General features: G+C 55.6%; 20 protein-coding genes, 1 tRNA gene and 1 pseudogene. 9 read left to right on the plus strand and 13 right to left on the minus strand.

Annotated elements, in window-relative coordinates:
- Position 1 precedes the first annotated feature (1 nt).
- Positions 2-1336 carry an SPOR domain-containing protein gene (locus GOX66_RS26120; protein WP_170758947.1) on the minus strand — a complete coding sequence of 445 codons (1335 nt, stop codon included), beginning with the start codon at positions 1334-1336 and terminating at the stop codon, positions 2-4.
- Between the two features lie 200 nt (positions 1337-1536).
- Here GOX66_RS26120 and GOX66_RS01645 point away from each other — a divergent pair.
- Positions 1537-1626 (plus strand) — tRNA-Ser (locus tag GOX66_RS01645).
- Between the two features lie 374 nt (positions 1627-2000).
- Here the strand turns inward: GOX66_RS01645 and GOX66_RS01650 are convergent.
- Genes GOX66_RS01650 through GOX66_RS26260 form a run of 3 tightly spaced genes read right to left on the minus strand, consistent with a single transcriptional unit; the run spans position 2001 to position 4320 of the window.
- Positions 2001-3680, minus strand: a complete 1680-nt coding sequence (locus tag GOX66_RS01650) for a recombinase family protein (protein ID WP_170758949.1) — start codon at positions 3678-3680, stop codon at positions 2001-2003.
- The gene (locus tag GOX66_RS01655; RefSeq protein WP_170758951.1) at positions 3677-4093 is read right to left on the minus strand and encodes a DUF2924 domain-containing protein; all 417 of its coding nucleotides are present in this window, start codon (positions 4091-4093) and stop codon (positions 3677-3679) included. The genes GOX66_RS01650 and GOX66_RS01655 overlap by 4 nt, the downstream gene beginning before the upstream one ends.
- Complete coding sequence (locus GOX66_RS26260; protein WP_170758953.1) at positions 4090-4320, minus strand: DUF3489 domain-containing protein; 231 nt, start codon at positions 4318-4320, stop codon at positions 4090-4092. The genes GOX66_RS01655 and GOX66_RS26260 overlap by 4 nt, the downstream gene beginning before the upstream one ends.
- 450 nt (positions 4321-4770) lie before the next feature.
- Here GOX66_RS26260 and GOX66_RS01665 point away from each other — a divergent pair, with 450 nt between their 5' ends.
- The 8 genes from GOX66_RS01665 (at position 4771) to GOX66_RS01700 (ending at position 15879) form a co-directional block, all read left to right on the plus strand.
- Positions 4771-6165, plus strand: coding sequence for a site-specific DNA-methyltransferase (locus GOX66_RS01665; protein WP_237212414.1), 1395 nt, complete (start codon positions 4771-4773; stop codon positions 6163-6165).
- Positions 6158-6541 carry a DUF5681 domain-containing protein gene (locus tag GOX66_RS01670; protein WP_170758955.1) on the plus strand — a complete coding sequence of 128 codons (384 nt, stop codon included), beginning with the start codon at positions 6158-6160 and terminating at the stop codon, positions 6539-6541. The genes GOX66_RS01665 and GOX66_RS01670 overlap by 8 nt, the downstream gene beginning before the upstream one ends.
- 281 nt (positions 6542-6822) lie before the next feature.
- Positions 6823-8076: a phage terminase large subunit gene (terL, locus tag GOX66_RS01675; protein WP_170758958.1), complete on the plus strand. Its 1254-nt coding sequence runs from the start codon at positions 6823-6825 to the stop codon at positions 8074-8076.
- Between the two features lie 643 nt (positions 8077-8719).
- Entirely contained in the window at positions 8720-9646 is a 927-nt protein-coding gene (locus GOX66_RS01680; RefSeq protein WP_214652545.1) for an NAD(P)-dependent oxidoreductase, read from the plus strand.
- Positions 9643-11346 (plus strand): dihydroxy-acid dehydratase, encoded by a 1704-nt coding sequence (locus GOX66_RS01685; RefSeq protein ID WP_170758960.1) that lies wholly within the window; start codon positions 9643-9645, stop codon positions 11344-11346. Before GOX66_RS01680 ends, GOX66_RS01685 begins: the two co-directional genes overlap by 4 nt.
- A gap of 9 nt (positions 11347-11355) precedes the next feature.
- Positions 11356-12696 carry an NAD(P)H-dependent oxidoreductase gene (locus GOX66_RS01690; protein WP_170758962.1) on the plus strand — a complete coding sequence of 447 codons (1341 nt, stop codon included), beginning with the start codon at positions 11356-11358 and terminating at the stop codon, positions 12694-12696.
- Positions 12697-12738: 42 nt separating this feature from the next.
- Positions 12739-14376 carry a GMC family oxidoreductase gene (locus tag GOX66_RS01695; RefSeq protein ID WP_170758964.1) on the plus strand — a complete coding sequence of 546 codons (1638 nt, stop codon included), beginning with the start codon at positions 12739-12741 and terminating at the stop codon, positions 14374-14376.
- Between the two features lie 24 nt (positions 14377-14400).
- Positions 14401-15879, plus strand: coding sequence for an aldehyde dehydrogenase (locus GOX66_RS01700; RefSeq protein WP_170758965.1), 1479 nt, complete (start codon positions 14401-14403; stop codon positions 15877-15879).
- A gap of 16 nt (positions 15880-15895) precedes the next feature.
- On the opposite strand, the pseudogene GOX66_RS01705 reads toward GOX66_RS01700, so the two are convergent.
- From GOX66_RS01705 to GOX66_RS01745, 9 genes and pseudogenes are all read right to left on the minus strand, one after another.
- Positions 15896-16681: pseudogene (locus tag GOX66_RS01705) on the minus strand (SDR family NAD(P)-dependent oxidoreductase).
- A gap of 89 nt (positions 16682-16770) precedes the next feature.
- Positions 16771-18237 carry a TRAP transporter large permease gene (locus tag GOX66_RS01710; protein ID WP_170758968.1) on the minus strand — a complete coding sequence of 489 codons (1467 nt, stop codon included), beginning with the start codon at positions 18235-18237 and terminating at the stop codon, positions 16771-16773.
- Positions 18237-18800 carry a TRAP transporter small permease subunit gene (locus tag GOX66_RS01715; protein ID WP_170758969.1) on the minus strand — a complete coding sequence of 188 codons (564 nt, stop codon included), beginning with the start codon at positions 18798-18800 and terminating at the stop codon, positions 18237-18239. Before GOX66_RS01715 ends, GOX66_RS01710 begins: the two co-directional genes overlap by 1 nt.
- Before the next feature lie 84 nt (positions 18801-18884).
- Complete coding sequence (locus GOX66_RS01720; RefSeq protein ID WP_170758971.1) at positions 18885-19925, minus strand: TRAP transporter substrate-binding protein; 1041 nt, start codon at positions 19923-19925, stop codon at positions 18885-18887.
- Between the two features lie 210 nt (positions 19926-20135).
- Positions 20136-21008 (minus strand): LysR family transcriptional regulator, encoded by an 873-nt coding sequence (locus GOX66_RS01725; protein ID WP_170758973.1) that lies wholly within the window; start codon positions 21006-21008, stop codon positions 20136-20138.
- Positions 21009-21212: 204 nt separating this feature from the next.
- Positions 21213-22091, minus strand: a complete 879-nt coding sequence (locus tag GOX66_RS01730; protein WP_170758976.1) for an N-acyl homoserine lactonase family protein — start codon at positions 22089-22091, stop codon at positions 21213-21215.
- Positions 22088-22555 (minus strand): hypothetical protein, encoded by a 468-nt coding sequence (locus tag GOX66_RS01735; protein ID WP_170758978.1) that lies wholly within the window; start codon positions 22553-22555, stop codon positions 22088-22090. The genes GOX66_RS01730 and GOX66_RS01735 overlap by 4 nt, the downstream gene beginning before the upstream one ends.
- An 11-nt stretch (positions 22556-22566) precedes the next feature.
- Entirely contained in the window at positions 22567-23538 is a 972-nt protein-coding gene (locus tag GOX66_RS01740) for an ABC transporter permease (RefSeq protein ID WP_170758980.1), read from the minus strand.
- Positions 23535-24506, minus strand: a complete 972-nt coding sequence (locus GOX66_RS01745; protein WP_170758982.1) for an ABC transporter permease — start codon at positions 24504-24506, stop codon at positions 23535-23537. The genes GOX66_RS01740 and GOX66_RS01745 overlap by 4 nt, the downstream gene beginning before the upstream one ends.
- Positions 24507-24515: the final 9 nt, after the last annotated feature.

Below are 24515 nucleotides of genomic sequence, written 5' to 3' on the forward strand. Positions count from 1 at the left end.
TTCAGTTTTTGACAGAGTACGCGTCCGTAAAACCCAGGTCTTTGACGTCGCTCTGCATCGCATTTCTTTCAGCGCGGGTGGAGGCGGGTCCGACCAGCACGCGCCAGACCGTTTTGTCGTCGGACTTCAACTCGCGCGCGTCTGCAGGTAGCCCGTTCCGTTTTATTTTCGCTGCCGCACTTTTGGCATTCGCTTCGACGGTGAAAGTTCCGACCTGCACAAAAGGCTTGCTGATCGACCTGGTCGAAGCTGTCTTACTGGCACTGGCAGTACTGGCTGCAGTTGGTTCAGCCACCTCTATGGCCGCCGCAGCACCCGCAATCGGATCCAGCGGAGTTTCAACTATTTCGTCCGACGACTTCTTTTGCCACCATTTTCGTTTCTTTGGCTCTTCCGCAGGCGGTGTGACCGTAGGATCGGACAGGGCCGGTTCCGGTGCCGCCTGTGTCGCAGATTCGGCAACCTCTTCGGTCGCTTCGACCGTCGCCTCAGCCGCTGCATCGGTTGCAGCTGTAGCGGCTCCGGCTGCACCTTCTGCGGCAACAGTCTCTTTCTTTTGCCACCACTTCCGTTTCTTGGGTTTTTCCGGTGCGACCTCAGCCGCGGTTTCGACAACTTCTTCGGTTGCTTCGACCGTTGCCTCAGCGGCAGAGTCGGTTGCTGCAGCTGCGGCGCCGACCGCGCCAGCCGCCGCAACGGGTTCTTTCTTTTGCCACCATTTCCGTTTGGCGGGCTTTTCCTGGTCTGCCGATGCCGTTTCGACTGCCTCGTCCTTCGGCTTGGCATCTTCCACTGCCGGAGCCTCGTCTTTGTTTGCAGTTTCGGTTTCCAGGGCTTCTTCGGGTACGGCTTCTTCTATTTCCACCGGTTTACGTCGCAAGGCCACGACCTGAACTTTCGTGGGCGACCCCGCGAGTATTCCCAGTTTTTCAGCGGCCTCCGACGATAACTGCAAGGCCGGTCCGGGCAGGTTTCTCTCCCGCCGGAACAGCGCTCCAGTAACAGACTTATCGTTTGTTGGGTTTTTGATGACCACACGTTCCGGCTGTGAAACGTCCGGATGCGCGACCCAGATACCGCCCAGCGAAGGACGACCATCCCAAAGCCCGGCCTCGGTTACTTCAAAAACCTCCGGCGCTTCTACGGAGTTCCGAGAATTGCTTGCAACATCGGGGAAGAGTTCAATCCCACCGTCGTTCTGAGTGTCGTTACTCTGGGCTTTTTCGGAGACGCCATCCGGCGACAAAGTCTCATCACAACTGGCCAGTACTGCCAGGGCCAAGGCCAGCACCGCCAACGATCGCGGTTTTACGCGTGTCTCAATCGCTCGCTTCATTTTTTATCCCTTGCCTGAAGGGGTCTCGTTTCCTGAACCCCGCCGCCGAGCGCCGGTTCTGTATTGCCGGCCTGTTACGGTCTTCGTGCAAAGCATAACGTGGCGAGGGTTTCATGGGAAGACCACTGCACGCGCTTAGGCGAGAATTCCCTATTTGCTCTTGCCACCGTTTACAGTTCGCCTTAGACCCTGCTCCACGTGGGGAGGTGGCAGAGTGGTCGAATGCGGCGGTCTTGAAAACCGTTGAACGTGAGAGCGTTCCCAGGGTTCGAATCCCTGTCTCCCCGCCACTCATACCTGTCTCACTTCAGTTGTGTTTTCTGGCCCGGAATTGTGCCGCAATTCCCGCGCGTTGGCGCATGCGCTTTCAATCAGAGACGGAGCAGACTGTACATTCAGAGGACAACTCAGGCGCCAGTCTCAGTGTCGCATTTTGGCGGGGTCGCTTTGGGCCAGATTTCCCTGATACCCGGCAATTTACAGGGAATTTCTGCAAAACAAGTCTGGAACCCGAGATTTCAGATGTCACAACTCTATTTTTTCCAATAGCTTATGATGCAAATTCCCTAAAAAGTGGAACAGGGAATTTTCTCGCAAGAACAGGGAATTGTTCCGCCGGATCAGGGAGGGCGAACCCTGCATCAGGGAAGCATGACTGGAGCTATCAGAAGCCGAACAGGCGCTCCTGTTCAGCCCAGTCAAGTGGGTGGGTCACGCTGACCAGACGCTTGAGTGTGAGTTCGGGCGGCTGAGCGCCGTCGAGAATCGCTGCCTGAATCTTCGGGGAGAGAAAGGCGAGCTGAGCACGGGTGCGGATGAAGGCGCCGGGGACGCTTTCGCGGCGTGCGATCTCCATCAGTTGAACTCCGGCTTTCAGATCTCGGGCCCAGCCATGGGCGCGGATCAGCATGGACCGGAGGTGGGGATCAGGTTGGGGTGCCATATCTCCGGCGATGACCTTGGCCTCAACGCCGCGGCGGCGCAGATCGAAAGATGCGGTGACGTCGGTGAGATCCGGGTGCAGATGGTCCGCAGCAATGCCAAGTGCGCCTGCCAGAGTTTTGGGGTTCAATTCGAGGTCGATCTGACCTCGTGCAATTTTGCCTTTGGCCAGAAGAGCAGCGCCGACCTGACCGGCTTGGCGTTGAAGCCGGGTTGCTAAATCCGCGACCGAAGTCTGAACCGCCTCCGCTGACCCGGCCTCTGGCTGCGCCAGAACTCGATGCGTGATTGCGGCGTCTTGCAGATGTCTGACGATGACATCAATGACCGCGTTTTCCAGTGCCGGGCCGGGCAGTCGCCAGCCGGAGATATCCTTGCCGCCCGAGATCAGTCGATTGGAGACATAATAGCGCAACCGACGGCCTTTGCGCGTGGTGTGGGTCGGCGTCAACCGATCACCAGTTTCGTCCTGCAGCAGACCGGTGAGCCAGGCCCCGGGGTCAGTGGAGTGTTGGCGCTCATTGGGTGTGGGGTCTGCACGGGATCGCCGCGACGCTTGGCGCATTTTCTCCTGTACCCGGTCCCAGATGTCCTGGTCGATGATCGCCGGATGTTGTCCGTCCCAGATCTTGTCCTTGTGGCGGATTTTGCCTAGATAGACCGGGTTGCGCAACAGGTAATAGATCTGGCCGCGTGACAGCGGACAATCCCCCTTCACGCTTCCATCCGCCCGAACAACCCGTTTTGATCGGAGGCCTTCTGCTGTTGCCCGTTCTTCTACTTTGCGCAGGCAACCCAGCTCGTCATAAAGCCCAAAGAGATGCCGGACCGTTCTGGCCTCATCTTCATTCACCACCAGCGTTCTTGCTTTAGGATCGGGGTGGCGATCATAGCCCAGGGGAAGGTTGCCGCCCATCCAAAGTCCTTTTTTCTTAGACGCCGCGATTTTGTCGCGAATACGTTCGGCGGTGACTTCCCGTTCAAACTGAGCAAAGGACAACAGCACGTTAAGGGTTAATCGACCCATGGTTGAAGAAGTATTGAAGGCCTGTGTGACGGACACAAAAGAAGAGTTCGCCTGTTCCAGCCGTTCGACGAGCTTGGAGAAGTCGGCAAGCGATCGGGTCAACCGGTCGATTTTGTAGACCACGACCATGTCGATGCGTCCGGCATCGATCTCTTCAAGCAGGCGTTGCAGGGCGGGGCGTTCGAGCGTACCGCCCGACAGGCCACCGTCATCGTAGCGGACTGGCAATGGGGCCCAACCTTCATGTCGCTGGCTGGCGATATAGGCCGCGCAGGCTTCGTATTGCGCATCCAGTGAATTGAAGTCCTGGTCCAGTCCATCTTCTGAGGACTTGCGTGTGTAGATCGCGCATCTGATTTTGCGGCGCGGGTTCATTTGGTCGCCTTGCCGGTGAGCCCAAAGAAACGCGGCCCTGACCAATGCGCGCCGGTATTCTCTCGGGCGATGGCGGAGAGCGAGCGATAGGACCGACCGTTCCAAGTGAAGCCGTACTCTGTAACGTCGACTACATGGGTCACGCCATTCCACTCGCGCAGCATGCGCCCGCCGGGTTTTAGGCCAGGGCAGGCTGGCCGGGGTTTTTTCTCGGAACCCTTTTCCAGCGTGGCTTTGACATGCCGAGGTAGCCCGCCATGACAGCGGGACTGCATCTCAAAGGCAATGAAACGGCGCAGGAAGGGTTGGCTGAGCATGGCGGGGGCGGGTTGATCAAACAGTTTCTGCCAAAGCGTGACCAGATCCGATCGACCGATGGCGGCGAGATCGGCAATTTCGCTAACCTTCGTCACGACGCTTCTCCTGTTCCCGCCGTCAGGTGATAGGTGGTCGAGCCATCTGGTTTGTTGGATGCCCGCCTTTTAATTGTGACGCCTTTTTTCCGCAGACCGCTAATAGTTGCTCGGACCGAGTGAGGCCGCCACCCCGTTGCTTTGCAGAGCGCCTCAAGGCTGGCGCCGCTCGGGCGACGCAACAAAGCTTGCACCTTGTCAATTTTGGTTTGCTTCCGCTCGGACACGAACTGTCTCCTCTGATCTTGGGTCAGCGAGATGCCGAACCCCGGTACTGAGGAGCGCCCGAATGGCTCGGGCGTGGGTTCAGTGATGCGTGGTTCACAGCAACAGTCCAGCTCTTTCTGAAACGATTACTGGAGGCGTGTATTTTGAAGTGCGTTGCTGCCGTACCCCCGATTATTCGTCAACAATCTTAATTGGTTACTTTTAGTTTGGGGGGGTTGCGTCTCGTAATGATGGCACCTACATTCAACCCAATCGCTCGGACTATCAGGGCGGGAAACTGCTCCCGCAGGCAGCACTCATTGGAAACACAGGTTTCCGCAGAGAGCATTCAAAGGAGCAACGTCTCGGATCGCTTTGGTCCGGGGAGTTGCGATTTGTGCTCTCTCCGATTTTCCAACGCGATCCCTCCATCTCGACGTCCTCGCGGCGTCACGCAAAAGGAGGCGGTTATGCCTGCCAAGAAAACACAAAGTGACGTTCAGGCGTCCTACACGCCGATCTGGATGGCGGACAAAGTCATCCAATCCCAGGTCAGCCAGATCAAGCCTTACGCCAATAACAACCGCGTACATGCGGCCAAGAACATCGACAAACTGAAGGCTTCGGTGGCCCAGTTTGGCTTTGTCACTCCGATCCTTGTGGATGCTGCGGGCTGCATCATCGCGGGTCATGGCCGCTATGAGGCCGCTAAAGCCCTGGGGTTGAAATCTGTGCCGACGGTTGTCGCGGATCACTTGTCTGACGCTGAAGTACGCGCCCTGCGCATCGCGGATAACAAGCTGGCCGAATTGTCAGACTGGAACGAAGCGGCGCTCCAAATTGAGTTTGCCGAACTGATGGATCTCAGCCTTGATGGCGAGCTGGACTTCGATCTGGATATCACCGGGTTCGAAACGCCGGAGATTGACATCATCATCGATGGCGCGGATGAGGCCGCAAAGACTGAAGCGGAATCTGTTGAGACGCCGAACCCTGCGGTACCTGTCATCACGCAGCCGGGCGAACTTTGGGTTCTTGGAGACCACCGCATCTTCTGTGGGGATTCCTTGCAAGCCCAGAGCTACGACACCTTGCTGGATGGCGAGACCCCGCAGATGGTGTTCACTGATCCTCCTTACAATGTGCCGGTCAATGGGCATGTCCGTTGCGGCACCGGCGGCGATCATCGCGAATTTGCCATGGCGTCGGGAGAAATGTCGGACAGCGAGTTCCGCAACTTTCTCACAGACGTGATTGCTCGTTTGCTCGTCATTCTGCCCGACGGAGGCATTGCGATGATCTGCATGGACTGGCGTCACATTGAAGAGTTAATTGCGGCGGGCAAGGCAGGTGGATTGGACCTCATCAATCTCTGCGTCTGGAATAAGACCAACGGCGGGATGGGCAGCCTTTATCGGTCCAAGCACGAGCTGGTTTGTATCTTCAAGAAACCGGGGGCTTCGCATACCAACAATGTCGAATTGGGCAAACACGGGCGCAACCGGACCAATGTCTGGGATTACGCCGGTGTGAATAGTTTTGGGGCAGGGCGCGAGGCGGATCTCGCTGATCATCCGACGGTGAAGCCAACGGCCCTGGTGGCAGATGCCATCATGGATGTGAGCCATCGCGGCGACGTCGTGCTAGATGCCTTTGGCGGGTCCGGCGCGACCTTGCTGGCAGCTGAGAAAACCGGGCGCCGGGCGCGGCTCATTGAGCTCGACCCGGCCTATGTCGATGTCGCCATCCGCCGCTGGCAGGAGATGACTGGTGAGAGCGCCGTGCATTCGGTGTCAGGTCAGACGTTCGATGCGCTTTCTGCGGCCAGCGACACCACTTCAGAGCAGGAGGTGGGTCATGTCTGACGATACGAAGGAGTATGCGGTTGGCTACGGCAAACCGCCCAAAGCAACCCAATTCAAGAAAGGCCGATCCGGCAATCCGAAAGGGCGGCCGAAAGCCTCGAAGAATGTTGGGTCGATGCTTGAGGAGGTGTTCTTTCGGAAAATCCCGATCACCGAGAATGGATCACGCCGCGAGGTCACGATGCTGGAGGCAATCCTGCGCCAGCTGGTGAATGGGGCAGTTAAAGGCGAGATGCGTTCGATTGACCGGGTTCTGAAACTGTTGCCCACGGTTCAGGAGGCGCGCCGCAGAGTTGGCGGGTGGCGAAGGTGCAACCGAGACCGACCCCGGTTCAGACATGGCCGCCCTGGAAGTGCTGGCGGATATGTTTGGTAACGATCCGGATCAACTCTTTGCAAGCATCCAGGGAGGCATCGACGATGAATGCCCTGAATTCTGATGATCGCAAAAGGCTGGCAGAGGCTGCGATGCGTGAAAACCTCTACGCATTCCTTGCGGGCAGTTTTGGTATCTTGTGTCCGGGCGAAAAGCTTGCCCGGGCTCCCTACCTGGAGGCCATGTGTTACGCCCTTCAACGCGTGGCCTCCGGTGAGTGCCAACGGTTGATGATCTCGATTGCCCCGCGCCATCTGAAATCGATCTGTGGATCTGTTTTGTTGCCAGCCTTTGAGCTTGGACGCGATCCGACAAAGAAAGTGGTAGTTGTCAGTTACGGCAAAGATCTGGCGCGCGAACATGCCGAACAGTTTCGACGGCTGGTGACCAGCCCGTATTATCAGCGCCTGTTTCCAAAGATGAAGGTCGATCCCAAACACAACCGGTTCGAACATATGAAAACCACCAAAGGAGGCGGGCGCAAATCGGTCTCTCTTGGCGGTGGTATCACCGGCTTTGGTGCAAACCTCATTATCATCGACGATCTGGGTAAACCTTCAGAAATGCGCCACGATACGTACCGCCAGGAGTTGCGTGATTTTTTCGACCAGACCCTGTTCTCGCGGCTGAACGACAAGCGCACCGATCGTATTGTCTCGATTCAGCAGCGTCTGCACCCGGATGACTTCTCCGCCTATCTCTTGGAAAAGGACACATTTGATCATCTGTGCCTGCCGTCGATCGCGGAGATCCCGGAAGAGATCCCGCTCTACAACAACCGGGTCCTGAAGCGTCAGCCAGGAGACTTGTTGAACCCAGAGCGGGAACCGCAGGAGGTTCTTGAGCGGATCAAGGCCGACATAGGCAATTTTGCCTTCCAGGCGCAGTATCAACAAAACCCCACGGACGGAGAAAACGAGTTTCTCTCCATGTCCGACTTGCATCTGGTGGAAACCTTGCCGGACGAAAGCGTGTTCGTCCGGCGGGTCCAGAGCTGGGATACGGCAGCGAAGGATGGTCCACGCTGTGACTTCACAGTGGGGCTGACCTTTGGATGGCATGCGTATGAAGAGAGATGGTATTTGCTCGACGTCTTTCGTGCTCGAACGAACTACACTCAGGTGCGGAACACTGTTCTTCGATTGCGCAAACAATGGCGCGCGGACCGGGTCTTGATTGAATCCTCTGCGATGGGTATCCACCTGCTTGATGAGTTGAAACGCACCGCAGCAGGCGTCTTCATGCCCGTCAATGTGGTCAGCAGCAAGCTGGATCGCTTCATCCCACAGACCGACTGGATCAAATCTGGCGAGTTAGTCATCCCCACGAACAAGCCCTGGTTTGATGAGTTCCGCAGGGAACTGCTGGCGTTTCCGGATGCTCTCAAAGATGATCAGGTGGATGCCTTGACCCAGTTCGCCGAATACATGCGTCGAAGCCAAGGGACATATCTCGATACAGATCCTTACACTGGCCGGCGCCAAGGAAACTATCGACCCGAACGACCAAGAAGGGAAGATCGCATGCGGTTCTGACACCACGCGAGGGCGCTTCCAGCGACCTGGGGTTGTATATCAAATCTTCGACCTCGAACGCCTGCGATGAAGCGCGAAGCTGCCGTTAGGGCTAACTGCAGCGAATGTCTGCGCTGAGTCCAACCTGTGAATTCGATTATCGTGCTGCGCGCGCTCGCAGCACGACTAATGCCGCAATTGCACAATATCACGCGCTGCCACCCAGCGGGAAAACTGATCATTCAGGCACACCGCAGCAAATCTGAAACCCCGAGTTTGCTCAGCGCGCCCTTGCCTTGCTATGCCGCGCAGAACAGGAATTGGGGCAAAGCTCGGAAACCAACCGCTGATTTGGATAGCCTTCGAATACCGCCCGCATATTCAATGCAACAGTGGTCGTGCAATTTTCGGCGGCCTCGATTTCCCTTACCTTGATACATCTTGGTTTAGAATTTCGCTTGGCTCACAAAATACAGTCTTTCGTTCAAAAGAGATGAGTTGCTCCAAAAATCGATCGTCTGAACCTCACCCAATTGCCGTCCCGATTCTGGACAACGCCCAACTACAAAGAACTCTCGAACGTAAACTCGCAAGAGTCGAATGGGGGGATCACCAATCGGAATGCCTTGTAAGGCCAACCGCGATGATAGCGTCCAGACACGTTATGAAAAGCGAGGCGCAGTCGATGAAATTTGGTTTTGTAGGATTGGGGCAGATGGGGGCGCCAATGGCGATTAACCTGGCCCACGAACACGATGTGTTGGTCTATGACCAAAACACAAGTGCAGTTGCCAACGTTGAGCAAAGTGGCGCCAAAGGTGCGGAAGAGCCCAACCAATTTGCTGATGTCGATGTCCTGATCACATGTCTCCCTGCTGCAAAAATCGTCGATAGTGCGCTGTTCGGTTCCAAGGCAGGATTAGTGCAACACCTGAAAGCGGGCGCGCTCGTTGTTGACACCAGCACCATTGAATATGGCGCCACGCTGGAAATGAGAAACCGCTTACAGGCTGCAGAATTGCGATTTTTGGATGCACCAGTTTCCGGCATGCAAAAGCGAGCCGAAGACGGCTCGCTGACCATGATGGTTGGTGGTGACGCAAACGATCTGGCAGAGGTTCAGGGCGCTCTCTCCACGATGGCATCCAAAATTTTGCATATGGGCGATGTGGGTGCGGGGCAGCTGACCAAGCTGATCAACCAGTTGTTGTTTGATATCAATGCGGCGGCCCTCGCTGAGATTCTGCCTCTGTCGGTCAAATTGGGGATTGATCCTGAACAGGTCGCAGAAGTGGTGAATTCCGGAACCGGCCGCAGCTATGCCTCGGAGTTTTTCGTTCCAAATATCCTGCAAGGTGATTTCAGCAACGGTTACCCCATGCAGGCCGCCTACAAAGACCTGATCAGCGGCGCAGAAATTTCCGCGCGCCACAACATCCCCACACCGGTTTTGGCAGCAGCGACGGCAACCTATCAGCAGGCCCTGTTGGAAGGCCACGGTGACAAGGACAAAGGCGGCATGATCCTAGTGTTTGAGCGTTTGCTTGGTACGGATTTTCGCGCGACCACTCTCAAAGAGGACAAGTTATGAACGAAGAACACGGCATTCGCGGCGGATTGACCAATTACGGCGACAAGGATTTTGCTGAATACCTGCGCTCGTCCTTTGCGCGGTCGATGGGCCTGTCAAAGGAAATGTTACGCAAACCAATTGTCGGCATTGCCGAAACAGGTTCAGGTTTTAACAATTGTCACCGCACAATGCCCGAGCTGGTCGCAGCCGTGTCGCGGGGCGTTTTGGCGGCCGGTGCGTTGCCAAGACCATTTCCCACAACGTCCCTTGGTGAAGTTTTCCTAAACCCCACCAGCATGGTCTATCGTAACTTGATGTCCATGGACACCGAGGAAATGGTGCGCGCGCAGCCGATGGATGCGGTCGTGCTCATTGGTGGCTGCGATAAAACCGTACCCGCGCAATTGATGGGCGCCGCATCGGCCAACATTCCAGCGGTGCAATTGGTCACTGGGCCAATGATGACAGGTCGGCACAAGGGCGAGCGGCTGGGCGCATGCACTGATTGCCGCCGGTTTTGGGGCAAATACCGCGCGGGCGAGGTCGAGCGTGAAGAAATTGACGTTGTTGAAGGGCGTTTGGCCACGACTGCAGGCACTTGCGCGGTCATGGGTACGGCCAGCACGATGGCCTGTATTGCAGAAACGCTCGGCATGTCGTTGCCCGGAAGCGCGGCGATCCCGGCAGTGCATTCGGATCGATTGGTGGCGGCTGAATTCAGCGGAAAAACAGCGGTCGATTTGATTGCCAATCCGCGACTGCCCAGCGATATCATCACAGTGCATTCGGTCGAGAACGCCTTTCGGGTTTTGATGGCTGTCAGTGGCTCGACCAATGCTATTGTGCATCTGACAGCGGTGGCCGGCCGGTTGGGCATTCGTATTCCGAACGCGCGTCTGAACCAGATTTCAGACGAAACCCCGGTGCTGGTAGACCTGAAACCTGTGGGCGACGGCTATATGGAAGACTTCTTTGCAGCCGGAGGGGTGGGCGCAATACTGCGTGAAATCCGCCATCTGCTGCATCTTGATACGATTGGTGTGACCGGTCAGGTTCTGGGGGATCGACTGGAACCGGAAATGGAATGGGTCGATCGCCGGGTGATCCGCGAATTTGACAAACCTGTCTCGGATCAAGGCGGGCTGATCGCGCTCAAAGGCAATATCGCGCCGGATGGCGCCATTTTCAAACGCGCGGCGGCAACACCAGCTCTATTCGAAACCGAAGGTCGCGCCATCGTTTTCGAGGGTCTGGAAGATCTTGCGAAGTGCGTTGATGACCCTGACCTTGATATCGAAGCAGGTGACATCATGGTGCTGAAGGGCGCTGGTCCGATCGCCGCAGGAATGCCCGAGGCGGGCTATCTGCCGATTCCGAAAAAATTGGCGCGGGCTGGTGTAAAAGACATGGTGCGCATTTCGGACGCGCGCATGTCGGGCACCGCCTTTGGCACCATCGTTCTGCATATTTCTCCCGAAGCAGGCGCAGGTGGGCCATTGGCGGCTGTTCGAAACGGCGATCGCATCCGCCTGTCGGTGAAAGACAAATCCATTGACCTGTTGGTGTCAGATCAGGAAATCGCCAAGCGGCTTGGTGAATTTGCCCCCGTCGCAGGGCACAAGCGCGGCTACCGTGCGCTTTATGAACAGACGGTCCTTCAGGCCCCTGATGGGTGTGATTTTGATTTCCTCACGCAATCCGGCAAATCTGACAAATAGGGTAATTCTATGAACCTCTTCAAGAAATTACAGGAACGCGCGGCTGCCGGGAACCCAATTCGGGTTGGCATGATCGGGGCTGGGAAATTCGGCACCATGTTTTTGGCGCAGGCCGTGCGCATCCCTGCCATCCACATAGTAGGTGTGGTTGACCTGAATCCGGGAAACGCAAAATCCAACATGAAGTTGGTCGGCTGGTCGGATGAAGCGCACAGTGCGGCAAGCCTTGATGACGCTGCGATCACGGGAAAAACTTGTGTGGACGATGACTGGCAGGCGTTGATTGCACATCCGGCAGTCGACATTGTGATCGAGGCGACAGGTAATCCGCTGGCTGCTGTGACGCATTGTCTGGCGGCATTCGCGCATGGCAAGAACGTGATCAACGTGACCGTCGAAGCGGATGCGTTCTGCGGTCCCGGTCTAGCCCAGAAAGCGGCCGAGGCAGGCGTTATTTATTCCATGGCCTATGGCGACCAGCCTGCATTGGCCAGTGATCTGGTCGATTGGGCGCGCACCTGTGGCTTTAGCGTGGTGGCAGCCGGTCGCGGCCACAAATGGTTGCCGCATTTCCGCCAGTCCACACCTGATACGGTTTGGGATCACTGGGGCTTGACCCGTGAACAGGCCGAACGTGGACGTCTGAACCCCAAAATGTTCAACGCCTTTCTTGACGGCTCGAAACCAGCCATCGAGTCTGCGGCTATCGCCAACGCCACTGGGCTGGAAGCACCCGAGTACGGGTTAGCCTTCCCCTCTGGCGGGATTGACGACATCCCCACCCTGATGCGTCCAAAATCAGAAGGTGGGCAGTTGGAGCGCAAAGGGCTGGTCGACGTGGTCTCTTGTCTGACCCGCGAGGGCGAACAGATTCCCTATGACATCCGCAAGGGCGTCTGGGTCGTGTTCGAGGCTGACACGGAATATCTGAAAAACTGTTTCGAGGAATACAAGGTCGTGACCGATCCTTCGGGCAAATACATGACGCTTTACAAACGGTGGCATATGATCGGGCTGGAACTTGCTGTGTCGGTTGCGTCGGTGGCGCTGAGGGCGGAGGCGACCGGCGCTGCGATCTGCTTTAACGCCGATTGTGCCGCCATTGCGAAACGTGATCTGGACCTGGGCGAGATGCTGGATGGCGAAGGCGGCTATACGGTTTCGGGCGGACTGTGTCCCGCCGTTTCCTCGGTTCGACAAGGCAACGTGCCGTTGGGACTGGCCCACAACGTGCCGCTGATCCGAGCCGTTAAAAAAGGTGCAGCGATCACCTGGGATGACATCAAAATCGACAGAACCACGGACGCCTATAAACTGCGCACCGGTATGGAAGAACAACTGTTGAAATGAGCAAGGCGCATACAGCGATCATCATGATCGGGAGAAACCATCATGGCCAGTAACGCAGATACGTTTGATTACGTGGTTGTCGGCGGCGGTACTGCGGGGTCGATCGTGGTGAACCGTTTGAGTGCGGATGGTGCTTCGGTTTGTCTGCTTGAGGCAGGTCCCAAGGACCGACATCCGTTCATCCATATCCCTGCCGGGTACATCAAGAACATTTATTCGCCCAAATTGACGTGGAACTTTAAGTCCAAACCGAACCCGGCAACCGCAAACCGTAGCTTCCCCTTGCCGCAGGGCCGCGTGCTCGGCGGTTCGAGTTCGATTAACGGGTTGAACTATGTGCGCGGTCAAAGCGCGGATTATGACAACTGGGCGCAGATGGGCAACACTGGCTGGAGCTACAGCGAGGTACTCCCATATTTCAAACGCTCAGAGCGGAGAATGGGACCGGGCGATGACTCTGTACGTGGGCGCGACGGTGAGTTGCCGATCACCGATCTGGATCTGATCCATCCGGTCTGTGAGGCGTTCATTGAAGGTGCCGCACAAATGGGCATCCCGCGCAATCCTGACTACAACAGTGGCGATCAGGCCGGGACCGGGTATTTTCAACGCACCGTCCACAAAGGTTATCGCTATAGCGCGGCCAAGGCGTTCCTGCGGCCGGCCAGCAAGCGGCCCAATGTCGATATTCGTACCAATGCGCAGGCGGCAGCGATCCTGTTTGACGGGACCCGTGCCAGTGGCGTTCGGTATCTTCGTGGAGGGCGCGAGGGCAATGCCTCTGAGGTCCACGCCCGTCGCGAGGTCATTTTGTGTGCGGGGGCGCTGAACACGCCAAAACTTCTGCAATTGTCAGGCATTGGCCCGGCTGAGGTTCTCGGCGATCTGGGCATTAAGGTGCGGGTCGATCTGCGTGGAGTTGGCAATAACCTGCGCGATCACTACGGCGTGCGTATGGTGTCGCACCTGAAGGACATCAAAACCTTTAATTCAATGGCACAGGGCGTCCCGTTGGGCTTTGAGATCGTGAAATGGCTTTTGGGTCGTCCCAGCCTGCTATCAGTCAGCCCGTCGCTAACACACCTGTTCTGGAAATCCTCGGACGCGTTGGAAACTCCGGATCTTGAGTATGTGATGACGCCGGCCAGCTTCCGCGAAGGCACTGTTGGCCTTTTGGACAATGTGCCAGGTATGACTGTTGGCGTCTGGCAAATGCGCCCTGAAAGCCATGGATATGTACGCCCGGTGTCTCGCAATCCGTTTGTTCCGCCAGAGATCAATCCGAATTACCTGTCTGATCCGCGCGATCAGCAGGTGCTGCTGCGATCAATCCAGCTGGCGCGCGCGCTGATGACCACGGCCCCACTGCAGCCATATCTGACCGGGAAAACCAACCCCGATCAAAACCTGCAAGGCGATGATGAGCTGCTTGACTGGGCTCGGCGCGAGGGCATCACGGTTTACCACATGATTGGAACCGCGCGGATGGGGCCGGAGGGTGATTCAGGTGCGGTCGTCGATAGCCAGCTTCGGGTGCGCGGTCTGCAGGGTCTACGCGTCGCGGATGCCTCGGTCATGCCTGTCATGCCGTCGGGCAACACCAATGCGCCTGTGATGATGGTCGCGGAAAAGGCCGCTGACATGATCCTTGGCAAAACACTTACACCCGCGGACCTCTGACGGGGTTTCGACAGGAGAAAACACATGAAAACCTACCAGATGTATATCGACGGCGCGTGGACTGATGCCGTCAGTAAAGAGACATTCGAAAGTAAGAACCCCTACACGGGTGCGCCCTGGGCCATAATCCCTCGCGGGCAGCAAGAGGATGCAGATAGCGCTGTTGCTGCGGCCACGCGTGCTTTTCGCTCGGACGATTGGGCCGGCATGACGGCCACCAACCGTGGACATCTGTTGCGCAAGCTGGGTGATCTGATTGCTGACAACGCCGAGGCGCTGGCCTGTACCGAAGTACAGGACAACGGCAAGCTGTTCAACGAGATGTTCTTTCAACTGAAATACGTGCCCGAGTGGTTCTATTACTACGCGGGTCTAGCCGACAAAATTGAAGGCAGCGTAATCCCGATTGATAAGCCCGAAATGCTGAACTTTACCCGCTTTGAACCGCTTGGTGTCTGCGTTGGCATCACGGCGTGGAACTCGCCTTTGCTGCTTTTGGCCTACAAATTGGCTCCGGCATTGGCTGCTGGTAACACGTTTATCGTGAAGCCGTCAGAGTTCACCTCGGCCTCGACATTGGAGCTGGCGAGGATCGTCGATCAGGTTGGCCTACCCAAAGGTGTGTTCAACGTGGTGACGGGATTTGGCGCGGAAGTCGGTGCTAGTCTTGTCGAGCATGAAGATGTGGCCAAAGTGGCCTTTACCGGCTCTGAACAAACCGGACGGCATATCGCAGAGGCCGCCGCGCGGACGTTCAAAAAGGTTACGTTGGAATTGGGCGGAAAATCCCCCAACATCGTTTTTGCGGATGCCGAGATGGACAACGCAGTGAACGGCGTAATTTCGGGCATTTTCGCCGCCTCGGGCCAAACCTGCATCGCTGGGTCGCGTTTGCTGGTCGAACGCAGTGTCCATGACGAGTTCCTCGAAAAATTGCTAAAGCTTGCCAGAACCGCACGGATCGGTGATCCGATGGACACAGACACTCAAGTGGGTCCGGTCACAACCGAGCAACAGCTGGAAAAGGTTCTGGGCTACATCGACGTCGCCAAGGGAGAAGGCGTCGAGACCCTGATGGGCGGCGGTAGACCCGACCAGCCAGAACTGGGCAATGGCTGGTTTATAGAGCCCACCATCTTTGGTGGCGTGCGCAACGATATGCGCATTGCACAGGAAGAGGTGTTTGGTCCGGTCCTGTCTGTCATTCCCTTTGACAGCGCTGATGAAGCGCTGAGCATCGCAAATGACAGCAAATATGGCCTTGCTGCAGGGGTGTGGACGCAGGACATTCGCAAGATCAAATACTTCTCGGAACGACTTCAGGCGGGGACAGTCTGGGCGAATACGTACCGGGTGATCAGTTACATGGCTCCGTTGGGCGGCTACAAGAGTTCAGGACTGGGTCGCGAGAACGGTCAGAACGCAATTTATCAGTATCTACAGACGAAGAGTGTGATGATTTCAACGGCGTCTGAGGTCGCCAATCCATTCATCATGCGGTGATCTGTGGGGCCCCGGGTCAGTCGCCTTTTAACGGTTGATCCAAAGCATCAGACTGGCGTAACGCGGGCAGGCCGACCCCCGTACTGTCAAAACCGCCATCAACCGCAATGACTTGACCAGTGACATAGCTGGCTTTGTCGGAGCATAAGAAACTGATAACCTGTGCAATTTCATCCTCTGAGCCATAGCGGTTCAGAGGAATGGCGTCGTGATAAGCGTTAGTGATATCCTAGCTGTGGACTGCCATCGCGAGTTTGGTACGAACTGGTCCGGGGCAGACACAATTTGCCCGAATGCCGTACTCGCCCAGTTCAGCAGCCTGCTGTTTGGTCAGGTGAATAACCGCAGCCTTTGACGTACCATAGGCCACGCGCAGCGTGGACGCGCGCAAGCCCGAAATTGATGCGATATTCACCAATACACCCCGTGTTTCCTTCAGCGCCGGAATGCTGGCCTGTGAAACAAGAAAAACACCATCAAGGTTTGTTTCCATAACCGTCCGCCATCGTTGAAAATCTGTCGCCTCAATCGGGCCAAAATCCGCAACTCCGGCATTGTTAACCACTGCATCGATTTTGCCAAATGCCTCTTGCACCGCCGCGATCGTTGAATTGACCTGATCGGGTTTTGACACGTCACAGACGTAAGGTCGGGCTGCGTCAAGCGTGTGACTGGCCTCCATAAGTGCTTCGCCATCACGGTCGATCATTGCGACGCCCCAGCCGTCTTCAAGAAGAAGCCGCGTTGTGGCAAGTCCGATACCACGCGCTGCACCTGTTACCAGCGCTTTTTTTTTCGCCAAAATCGGTTCCCCCAGCCAGCTCCGGCTCGCTTTAACATCCCGCAGAACTGCTTTGCTATTTGGTTGTTTATTTTTTTACGAAAAACATCTTAGTTGAGCAATGTCCTTGGCAACCACAACGCTATTTCCGGGAACAGAATAACCAGAACCAAACCGAACAGCTGTAAAAGCACAAACGGAATGATGCCGCGATAGATCTGCTGGATGCGTACCTGTGGGGGCGCGACAGCCTTGAGGTAGAAGAGCGCGAAGCCAAAGGGGGGCGTTAAGAACGAGGTTTGCAGGTTGATCGCAATCAGGACTGCAAACCAATAAACGACATCAATTCGTGCGACGTGATCGCCGAAGTCCAATTGCGCAATGATTGGTGCGAACACGGGCAGAATTATCAGGGTGATCTCGATCCAGTCAAAGAAGAACCCCAACACAAACACCAGACCAAGCAGCAGGAACAACAGACCCCATGGGCCGAGACCCATCGCTTCGACAGTGCTGATTACCAGTTCATCGCCGCCTAGCGCGCGGAAAATGTAGCTAAAGAAAGTCGCTCCAACAAACAGGCCAAAGATCATCGCGTTGGTTTGTGCAGTACTGTCGACCACACCGGACACCGTGCGACCAAACTGCGTCAGTTTCTTCCACGGGCCCGAGGCAACAAAATTGGCTGAGTGCGGGGCTGCACCCGATTCCTCAAGCACGAATTCCTTTACCCCCATCGAGGGTAGGATCACCAAATTGAAAAACCCCAGTACGACGGCGCCAAGTGCACCGACCCCGGCTGCCTCTGTCGGTGTTGCCACACCGCCAAGAATCGAGCCAAGCACCATGCCGATCAGGATTACAGGTGGCACAAAACTACGCAGAATCATAACCGCCACACCACTGCGGGTTTGCGGGCCCAGAGCATCAGAAATTGGAGGAGCCAAAGACGGGTTAAGCTTACAGCGAATAACGATATAAGCCATGTAAAGCGTTGCCAGAATAAGGCCCGGAAAGATCGCTGCCACAAACAAGTTGCCCACCGAGCGCGACAGCAAATCTGCCATGATCACCAGCATGATGGATGGCGGAATTAGGATGCCCAACGTCCCGGATGCCGCTATTGTGCCTGTTGCAAGAGCATGATCGTATTTGCGTTCGACCATGATCGGCAGAGCCAGCAGGCTCATCATGATGACGGACGCGCCAATTATACCGGTGGTGGCCGCCAGAATTGTGCCCATGATGGTCACAGACAACGCAAGACCGCCTGGGACACGACGCATCAGAACTTGAAGGCAGTTCAGCAAGTCGCGCGCAACTCCGGATTTCTCTAGCATCGTGCCCATGAACACAAACATCGGAATCGCTGTCAGGATCAGGTTTTCCATGACACCACCAAAAATCCGCGACGGCAGAGTAGAGAACTGAATGAAGGCAAGCTCATCTGCGGCTATTCCAATCAAACCAAAGCCCAGGCCTACACCGCCCAATACCCAAGCGACTGGAAAGCCACTGAACAGCAGGAATGCGAGAACGATAAACATCAACAGGGGAAGGAGTTCGACAATGCCCATCAGTGGCCACCCCCGATTGTCGTTGCTTTCAAGTCGTCCGGAAGCCGTCCGGTCAATCCTGCCATTGATTTGATGAGTTGGGATATCCCGGCCAGTCCGATCAAAACGAAAAGGATGATCAACCCGCTTTTAAGAATCCAGAGATCCGTCAAGCCGGTCTGGGATTTTGAAATCTCGCCCGAGGTATAGGATCGGACGACATAGGGCCAGGACAGCCATGCACCCAGAAAAGAATAGGGAATCAACGCCAGCAGAATGCCAGCGATTTCAACGATATACTTTGCCCGTTCCGACAGGTTCTCGCGGATCAGATCGATGCGCACGTGGGATTGTTTTGTGTATGCGTAACCCACCACCAGAACGATCAGGAAACTGTGCAGCCAATACTCGGACTCCTGCAACATGGTTGAGGTCAATCCAAATACCTTGGGCACCCCTAAATACCTGGTGAACACATCGTAGGTCACAACGAGGACAAGTAGTGCAGCGCACCAGGATCCGACCTTGGCCATCAGCCAAAGAAAACGGTCGATCGCTCGGCTAATCCTTAAAACCAGGTCCATCCACTTTTCCACTTTGTAACTTGATTATTTGTACGTTTAGACCCGGCCGAATCCCGACCAGGCCCCAAGTGCAAGTCGGCTGAGTTAGTCGAGGTAAGCCAGATTTTTCCAAACAGCGTATTCCGCACGAAATGCCTGGAGGTTCTCCCAAACTCTGGCAAAGTCGGGGTTTTCCGCAGCCATCTCAACGGCAATCCCATCCCATTCAGCTTCAAGCGTGTCTAGGAATTCATCGGGCCAACGGTGGGTCGTAACACCTTCGGCACGCATTTCAAGGAGCGCCTTGCCCTGAATGGCTTCACCCTCTGCCAGCTGCGTTGCCACAGTCGCACGACACGCTGTCGTAATGACCGCACGTTGCTGATCGCTCATACCATCCCAGACATCCTTGTTCACAAGGAGTTCCTGAATGGTCGACTGCTGGTGCCAACCAGGGAAATAGTTATGCTTGGCCAGATTGTAGAACCCAAGATTCTGGTCGATTGCCGGCATCGAGAATTCGGTTGCATCGATGGTGCCGCGCTCGAGCGCCGGATAGATGTCGCCGCCAGCCAGAAGCTGGGTATCAACACCCATTTTCTGCATTACCAGAGCGCCAAGACCGTAAAAGCGCATTTTCAGCCCAGCAAGGTCTTCTGCCGAGTTAATCTCTTCTTTGAACCAGCCAGAGGTTTCCGGCGAGACGATGCCGCAAACCTGTGCGTGGATGCCGACGGGATGATAGATTTCGTTCATCAGCTTTTCGCCGTCGCCGTTCCACATCCACGCTAGGTATTCACCCGGGCCGGGGCCAAAAGGCACGGCAGCAAACAGGTTCAGGGCAGAGTTCTTGGCGCCCCAGTAACCCGAGGTCGACCAACCTGCATCAACCGCTCCGGTGGAGACATTGTCGTAAATTTCCAGCGCGGGAATAAGAGCATTCGGATCATAGAATTTGACCTCAATGTCACCGCCAGAGATCAGATTTACAGTGTCAGCAAATCGCACACCGGCCGTTCCCAATTGGGTCAGCGAACCGGCGAATGTTGACGGCATGTTGATCTTGATCTCTTCGGCAGATGCCGGTGCGGCTACAACGCCTGCCAGCATTGCGGCGGCGGTGATCGCCCTGGATGTTATTTTCATGGTTATCCTCCCATAGAATTGCTTTTGTTGTGTACTCTATGGGTAACGCCTGGATCACTGCTTTCAGGAGTCTCGAATTCCGAATGGGGGTATCACCGTTCGGGATGGCTATTCGCAGATGCAATTAAAAATCCCGCCAGAACAATGTATGCCGGGAATGTTGTGATGCCTCGGCTTGACACCTGCCCGGATAGAAACAAAAACGTTTTGCTATTTGTCAGCCAAATTTTGGGAGATCAAATGTTCCACCAAAGCACGAACAGGGCGTGACACTGCATTCAGATCTTTCACGGCGAGTTTAAGTGTCCGAACGGCCCAATCCTCGCCAATTTTCTGCATTCGCAATTGAGCGCTATCTAGATAGGGCTCAACCGCGCCGAGTGGAAGCACCGCAACTCCCAGACCCGCCTCGACCATCCGGCGCACGCCATCAAAGCTAAGGGTTTCGACGCGTGTTTTGAGTGTCAGCCCCTGTTCGGCGGCACGCTCCTCCAGAAACGCCTGCAGTGAACTGCCAGTCTGCAGGCCCACCATATCAAGCTTGGCAAACTCAGCGAACTTCACCGGATGGTCGGGTCGGTAAGGATGATCCTTCCCCATGACGACCACCAATGTGTCACGACGATATGTGAGTACCTCCAATTCCGGTTCTTCGACCAACCCTGAAAAGATCCCCAGATCTGCCAAACCATCGCGTACGGCGGTAAGTATTTCGTCAGAGGTTCGCTCACTCAAGTCAATCCGAACATCAGGATAATCCTCAACAAAACCGGCCAGATCCTCGGGGAGAAACTGCGTAATCGCCGATGTATTCGCCGCGATTCGAACCGACCCTTTTGCTCCTGATGCGAAATCAAGCATCTGGGCTTCCATACGTTCTACCAAACTGAGCACGTTCGAGGAATGCCGGGCGAGTTCATGGCCTGCCGGAGTCAGCTCTACTCCTCGCGTTTGTCGATAAAATAACGGTGTTCCGATCTTATCTTCCAAATCCGAAATGCGTTTGCTGATGGCGGACGCTGCGACGTTTTCTGCTTCGGAGGCCTGCGCAATGCTGCCTGCTCTGGCGACGGTCAGAAACATCTTTAGCGTTATCAGGTTAAACGACATGGATTTCCCTAACATTTGCGACATCTGGGAATGGTTGAGTCATTCCACGCAGCGAAGCTGGCGACCTGACTTCATCCTACACTTGTTTGGATATTTGTGCTCAAAAAAGCCTCGGGGCTTGCTTCAGATATACCCGATACATTTGAACTGCACTTAATAGATGGGACGCGTTCGCCACTATGAGACCGCGCTCGGCTCGCCAGTCGCCGACGCAATCTCAACGATGCTCAGACCGACATCCGTTATTCTTGACGGATAGTAGCTGGGCAGGCGTTCCTCATGCGCGGCGATGACCCGCTTGCGATCACCTCCCACTGCTTTCATCATCCGATCCATCGTCATCAGAATGTTGGTTTGTGATCCACTCGCAAATCCAACGGGAGTGTAGTGAGGGTCGTCTGGGTCGCCACCTGTGAGGTTTTCGTCCCGGTACACCAAATCGCCAGCCAGGACATAACTGTCAGAGCTTTCACGCAAGCCATCGTTGCGAACCACCACATACTGCGAACCCGGCGTGTGGGATTCCTTGGACAATATGACATCAATTCCCGGCAACAGGTCTTCGTGATCGCCGGACAGGCTCACGAGTCGTCCCTGTTCAGCCAAAGCAACACATCGCAGGATATCTGCCGGATCCGTGGCCACCATCAGCCAGCGGAATTTCCGGGAAAGCGACATGATCTGGACCCATTTGGACAATTCGCGTTCCTGAATATAGAATTTCGCATTGGGGAAAAACTGAATGCCGCCCATATGGTCGAAATGTGCATGAGTTATGATGACATCGGTTATGTCTTCCGGTGTCATATCCACTTCGGCCAGCACGTCCGCCGGGCTGCACCAGTTGATCACGCCGAACCGGTCTGACAGTGTTTTCCCATATGCCGCATAGTCATGGCCACAATCGACAAGGATGTTGTGCCCGTTGCCCCTGATCAGGACATACCCATAAGGTAGCTTACAGGTTCCTTGATTGTGTGCGCCATAGACGAGTCCACTCAACGGGAATTCTTCAACAAAGGCATATTCCAGCACATGAATTGAATATTTTCTCATGAGATAACTCCCGGTCTGGTTTTTAAGTTGAGGTCAGCGTCGGGAATTGCACAGCACGCACAGGTTAAGTCCACCATCGACAGACCTGGGGTTGTGGACGCCGCGAACCGCAGTTCCCGAATGGCTGCCGCAAGCGCGTTTTTACAACTTTCAGCACCAGACAACAGGTCATCTGAAAGAGCGTCCATTGAGGTTTTCAATAGGGCGACTGCCCGGTCGATATGCGACAAAGCATGCTGATCTGAACTATTCGCATCGCCAAGGGATGCCCGTTGTGATTTGATTTGATCGAAAGTTACCTGGCAGGCCACTCTCAATGGTTGGAGAGGGAGATTGCCTTTCATAACTGAAGACCTCGCCAGAAGCAGGCCACCAATCTGGGTTGCCAGATGCCGGCATTCTTCAAAGCACCTGTCATATCGATTCAGATGATCTAGTTCGGTTTCAAAAAGCGATTTTTTCATAGTACCCCATGTCAGCGTGTGTCTTTTCGCCGTGCATAGATCGCGACGGCGCAAATCACGACGACACCCTTCATGATCATCTGAAAGTGAATTGGAATGCCGAGATGCAGGATGAAATTGGATAGAAGCACCAGAACCGCGGCGCCAAGAAGGGCCCCAATGGTGCCACCCACACCGCCGGTCAGGGCGACACCGCCAAGCACAGCCGCGACGATGGAATCCAGCTCATATCCTTTGCCGACCCAGTTATCGACCTGGTTCAGATATCCTGCCAGAACCATGCCCGCGATACCTGCAAACATGGAAGAAGCCACATAGCAACTGATCGTGATCCGGTCGGTTTTGATCCCGACCAGACGGGCCGCTTGTTCGTTCGATCCCACCAGGTAAACCTGGCGCCCGGCGATGACACGCTGCAGAACAAAGGCCGAAGCAATACCCATACCCAACAACAACACGGTGTTAACCGGTACGAAGTCCAAGATCATACCCCGACCAAGGTCACGGATGAATTGAGGTGTTTCGCCCAAGGGTGCACCCCGGGTCATCGCAGACCGGATGCCTTGAACGACAATCAGCATCGCCAGCGTACACAGAAAGGGTTCAATGTTGCGTTTGGTGATCAGCAATCCATTGATCAGTCCGATACCCCCCGACACGACGATGACGGTTGGCACCACCAGAAGCAGCGCTGATGGGTCAGAGCCAAAGGATGCTGAAATGACTGCGGCGGTGGCCATCACGGTCGCCACTGAAAGGTCCAATCCGCGTACCAGAATAACCAGGGCCTGGCCCATGGCCACGACGCCCAATGGGCCCAGCTGCACCAGCATGTTTTGAATGCTGCGGGCCGTAAACATGGCAGGTGCCAGAGCCGCAACAATCAACAACAAACCCGCCACGACACCGGTGACAATGAGTTTTGCAGGGATGTTGCCCGCTGGGCTTAGCTTAGAAGAGATTTGCGTTTGATTGGCCATCATGCACGCTTTCTATGCGAAAATGTTGAGACGGCGACCAGAATAATAACCCCCTGAATGACCCATTGGTAGAAGGTCGAAACCTGAAGGAAATTCAGCAAACTGTTCAGGAGGGCCATAAAGAACACCGCGAGCAATGTGCCGCCGACCCCACCGGATCCACCTGCCAGCAATGTGCCGCCAAGAACGACCGGCGCTATGGATGTCAGCTCGTATCCCTGACCCATAATCGGGCTGCCGCTTCCAAGCAGACCAACCATGTAGATACCAGCAAAGCCCGCGCACCCCGCCGAGAACACAAATGCAATGCAGACAATGTATGTGGTGTTGATCCCCATGATCCGGGCTGCATGTTCATCGCCACCCACCGCATAGATACGGGCGCCGATGGGAAACTTGCGCAAGACCAGCAGAGTTACCGCAAATAGCGCAAGCGCTAGCCATGTGCCGTTTGGAATACCCAGCGTGTCCTCAAAAGCGAGGTTTTCCAACTGGTACGGCCCAAGTTTCGGTACCGGGGCGATCAGCAGAGCGCATCCCTGAATGATGGCCGAGGTTCCGAGTGTACAGATTATGGGGTGAACCTTGAGCTGCGTAACGATCAACCCGTTGATCAGCCCAACCGACATGCAGATCACCATTACGACCGGGATGACCCACCAGAGCTGCGTCGCGTCCTGTTCGGCCAAAACCGCCGTCAGCACCCCCGAGAGGCTGATCACAGAGCCAATTGAAAGGTCAATTGCGGCAGTCAACACAACAACGGTCTGCCCGATACCGATCAGCAGCGGCACAACCGCGGCGCGCGCCACGTTGAGCATGTTTGACGTGCTGGCGAAACGTTCAGTATAAACTGCACCTAGCCCGATCAATGCAAGGATCAGAGCCAGCAGCCCAACATGAACCAGATTGATCCGGGATCGGCGCCAAAGCGGTTTATCGTCGAATGGAATGGTTTGGTTTGTGTTCATGTCATGTCC

This window comes from Ruegeria lacuscaerulensis, from assembly GCF_013031245.1.
Classification (GTDB): Bacteria; Pseudomonadota; Alphaproteobacteria; order Rhodobacterales; family Rhodobacteraceae; genus Ruegeria; species Ruegeria lacuscaerulensis_C.

Excerpts from the sequence above, each read along its gene's own strand:
- GOX66_RS26120 (WP_170758947.1), bottom strand. The coding sequence starts at position 1,336 with ATGAAGCGAGCGATTGAGACACGCGTAAAACCGCGATCGTTGGCGGTG.
- GOX66_RS01650 (WP_170758949.1), bottom strand. The coding sequence starts at position 3,680 with ATGAACCCGCGCCGCAAAATCAGATGCGCGATCTACACACGCAAGTCC.
- GOX66_RS01665 (WP_237212414.1), top strand. The coding sequence starts at position 4,771 with ATGCCTGCCAAGAAAACACAAAGTGACGTTCAGGCGTCCTACACGCCG.
- GOX66_RS01670 (WP_170758955.1), top strand. The coding sequence starts at position 6,158 with ATGTCTGACGATACGAAGGAGTATGCGGTTGGCTACGGCAAACCGCCC.
- GOX66_RS01680 (WP_214652545.1), top strand. The coding sequence starts at position 8,720 with ATGAAAAGCGAGGCGCAGTCGATGAAATTTGGTTTTGTAGGATTGGGG.
- GOX66_RS01685 (WP_170758960.1), top strand. The coding sequence starts at position 9,643 with ATGAACGAAGAACACGGCATTCGCGGCGGATTGACCAATTACGGCGAC.
- GOX66_RS01690 (WP_170758962.1), top strand. The coding sequence starts at position 11,356 with ATGAACCTCTTCAAGAAATTACAGGAACGCGCGGCTGCCGGGAACCCA.
- GOX66_RS01695 (WP_170758964.1), top strand. The coding sequence starts at position 12,739 with ATGGCCAGTAACGCAGATACGTTTGATTACGTGGTTGTCGGCGGCGGT.
- GOX66_RS01700 (WP_170758965.1), top strand. The coding sequence starts at position 14,401 with ATGAAAACCTACCAGATGTATATCGACGGCGCGTGGACTGATGCCGTC.
- GOX66_RS01710 (WP_170758968.1), bottom strand. The coding sequence starts at position 18,237 with ATGGGCATTGTCGAACTCCTTCCCCTGTTGATGTTTATCGTTCTCGCA.
- GOX66_RS01715 (WP_170758969.1), bottom strand. The coding sequence starts at position 18,800 with ATGGACCTGGTTTTAAGGATTAGCCGAGCGATCGACCGTTTTCTTTGG.
- GOX66_RS01720 (WP_170758971.1), bottom strand. The coding sequence starts at position 19,925 with ATGAAAATAACATCCAGGGCGATCACCGCCGCCGCAATGCTGGCAGGC.
- GOX66_RS01725 (WP_170758973.1), bottom strand. The coding sequence starts at position 21,008 with ATGTTTCTGACCGTCGCCAGAGCAGGCAGCATTGCGCAGGCCTCCGAA.
- GOX66_RS01730 (WP_170758976.1), bottom strand. The coding sequence starts at position 22,091 with ATGAGAAAATATTCAATTCATGTGCTGGAATATGCCTTTGTTGAAGAA.
- GOX66_RS01735 (WP_170758978.1), bottom strand. The coding sequence starts at position 22,555 with ATGAAAAAATCGCTTTTTGAAACCGAACTAGATCATCTGAATCGATAT.
- GOX66_RS01740 (WP_170758980.1), bottom strand. The coding sequence starts at position 23,538 with ATGATGGCCAATCAAACGCAAATCTCTTCTAAGCTAAGCCCAGCGGGC.
- GOX66_RS01745 (WP_170758982.1), bottom strand. The coding sequence starts at position 24,506 with ATGAACACAAACCAAACCATTCCATTCGACGATAAACCGCTTTGGCGC.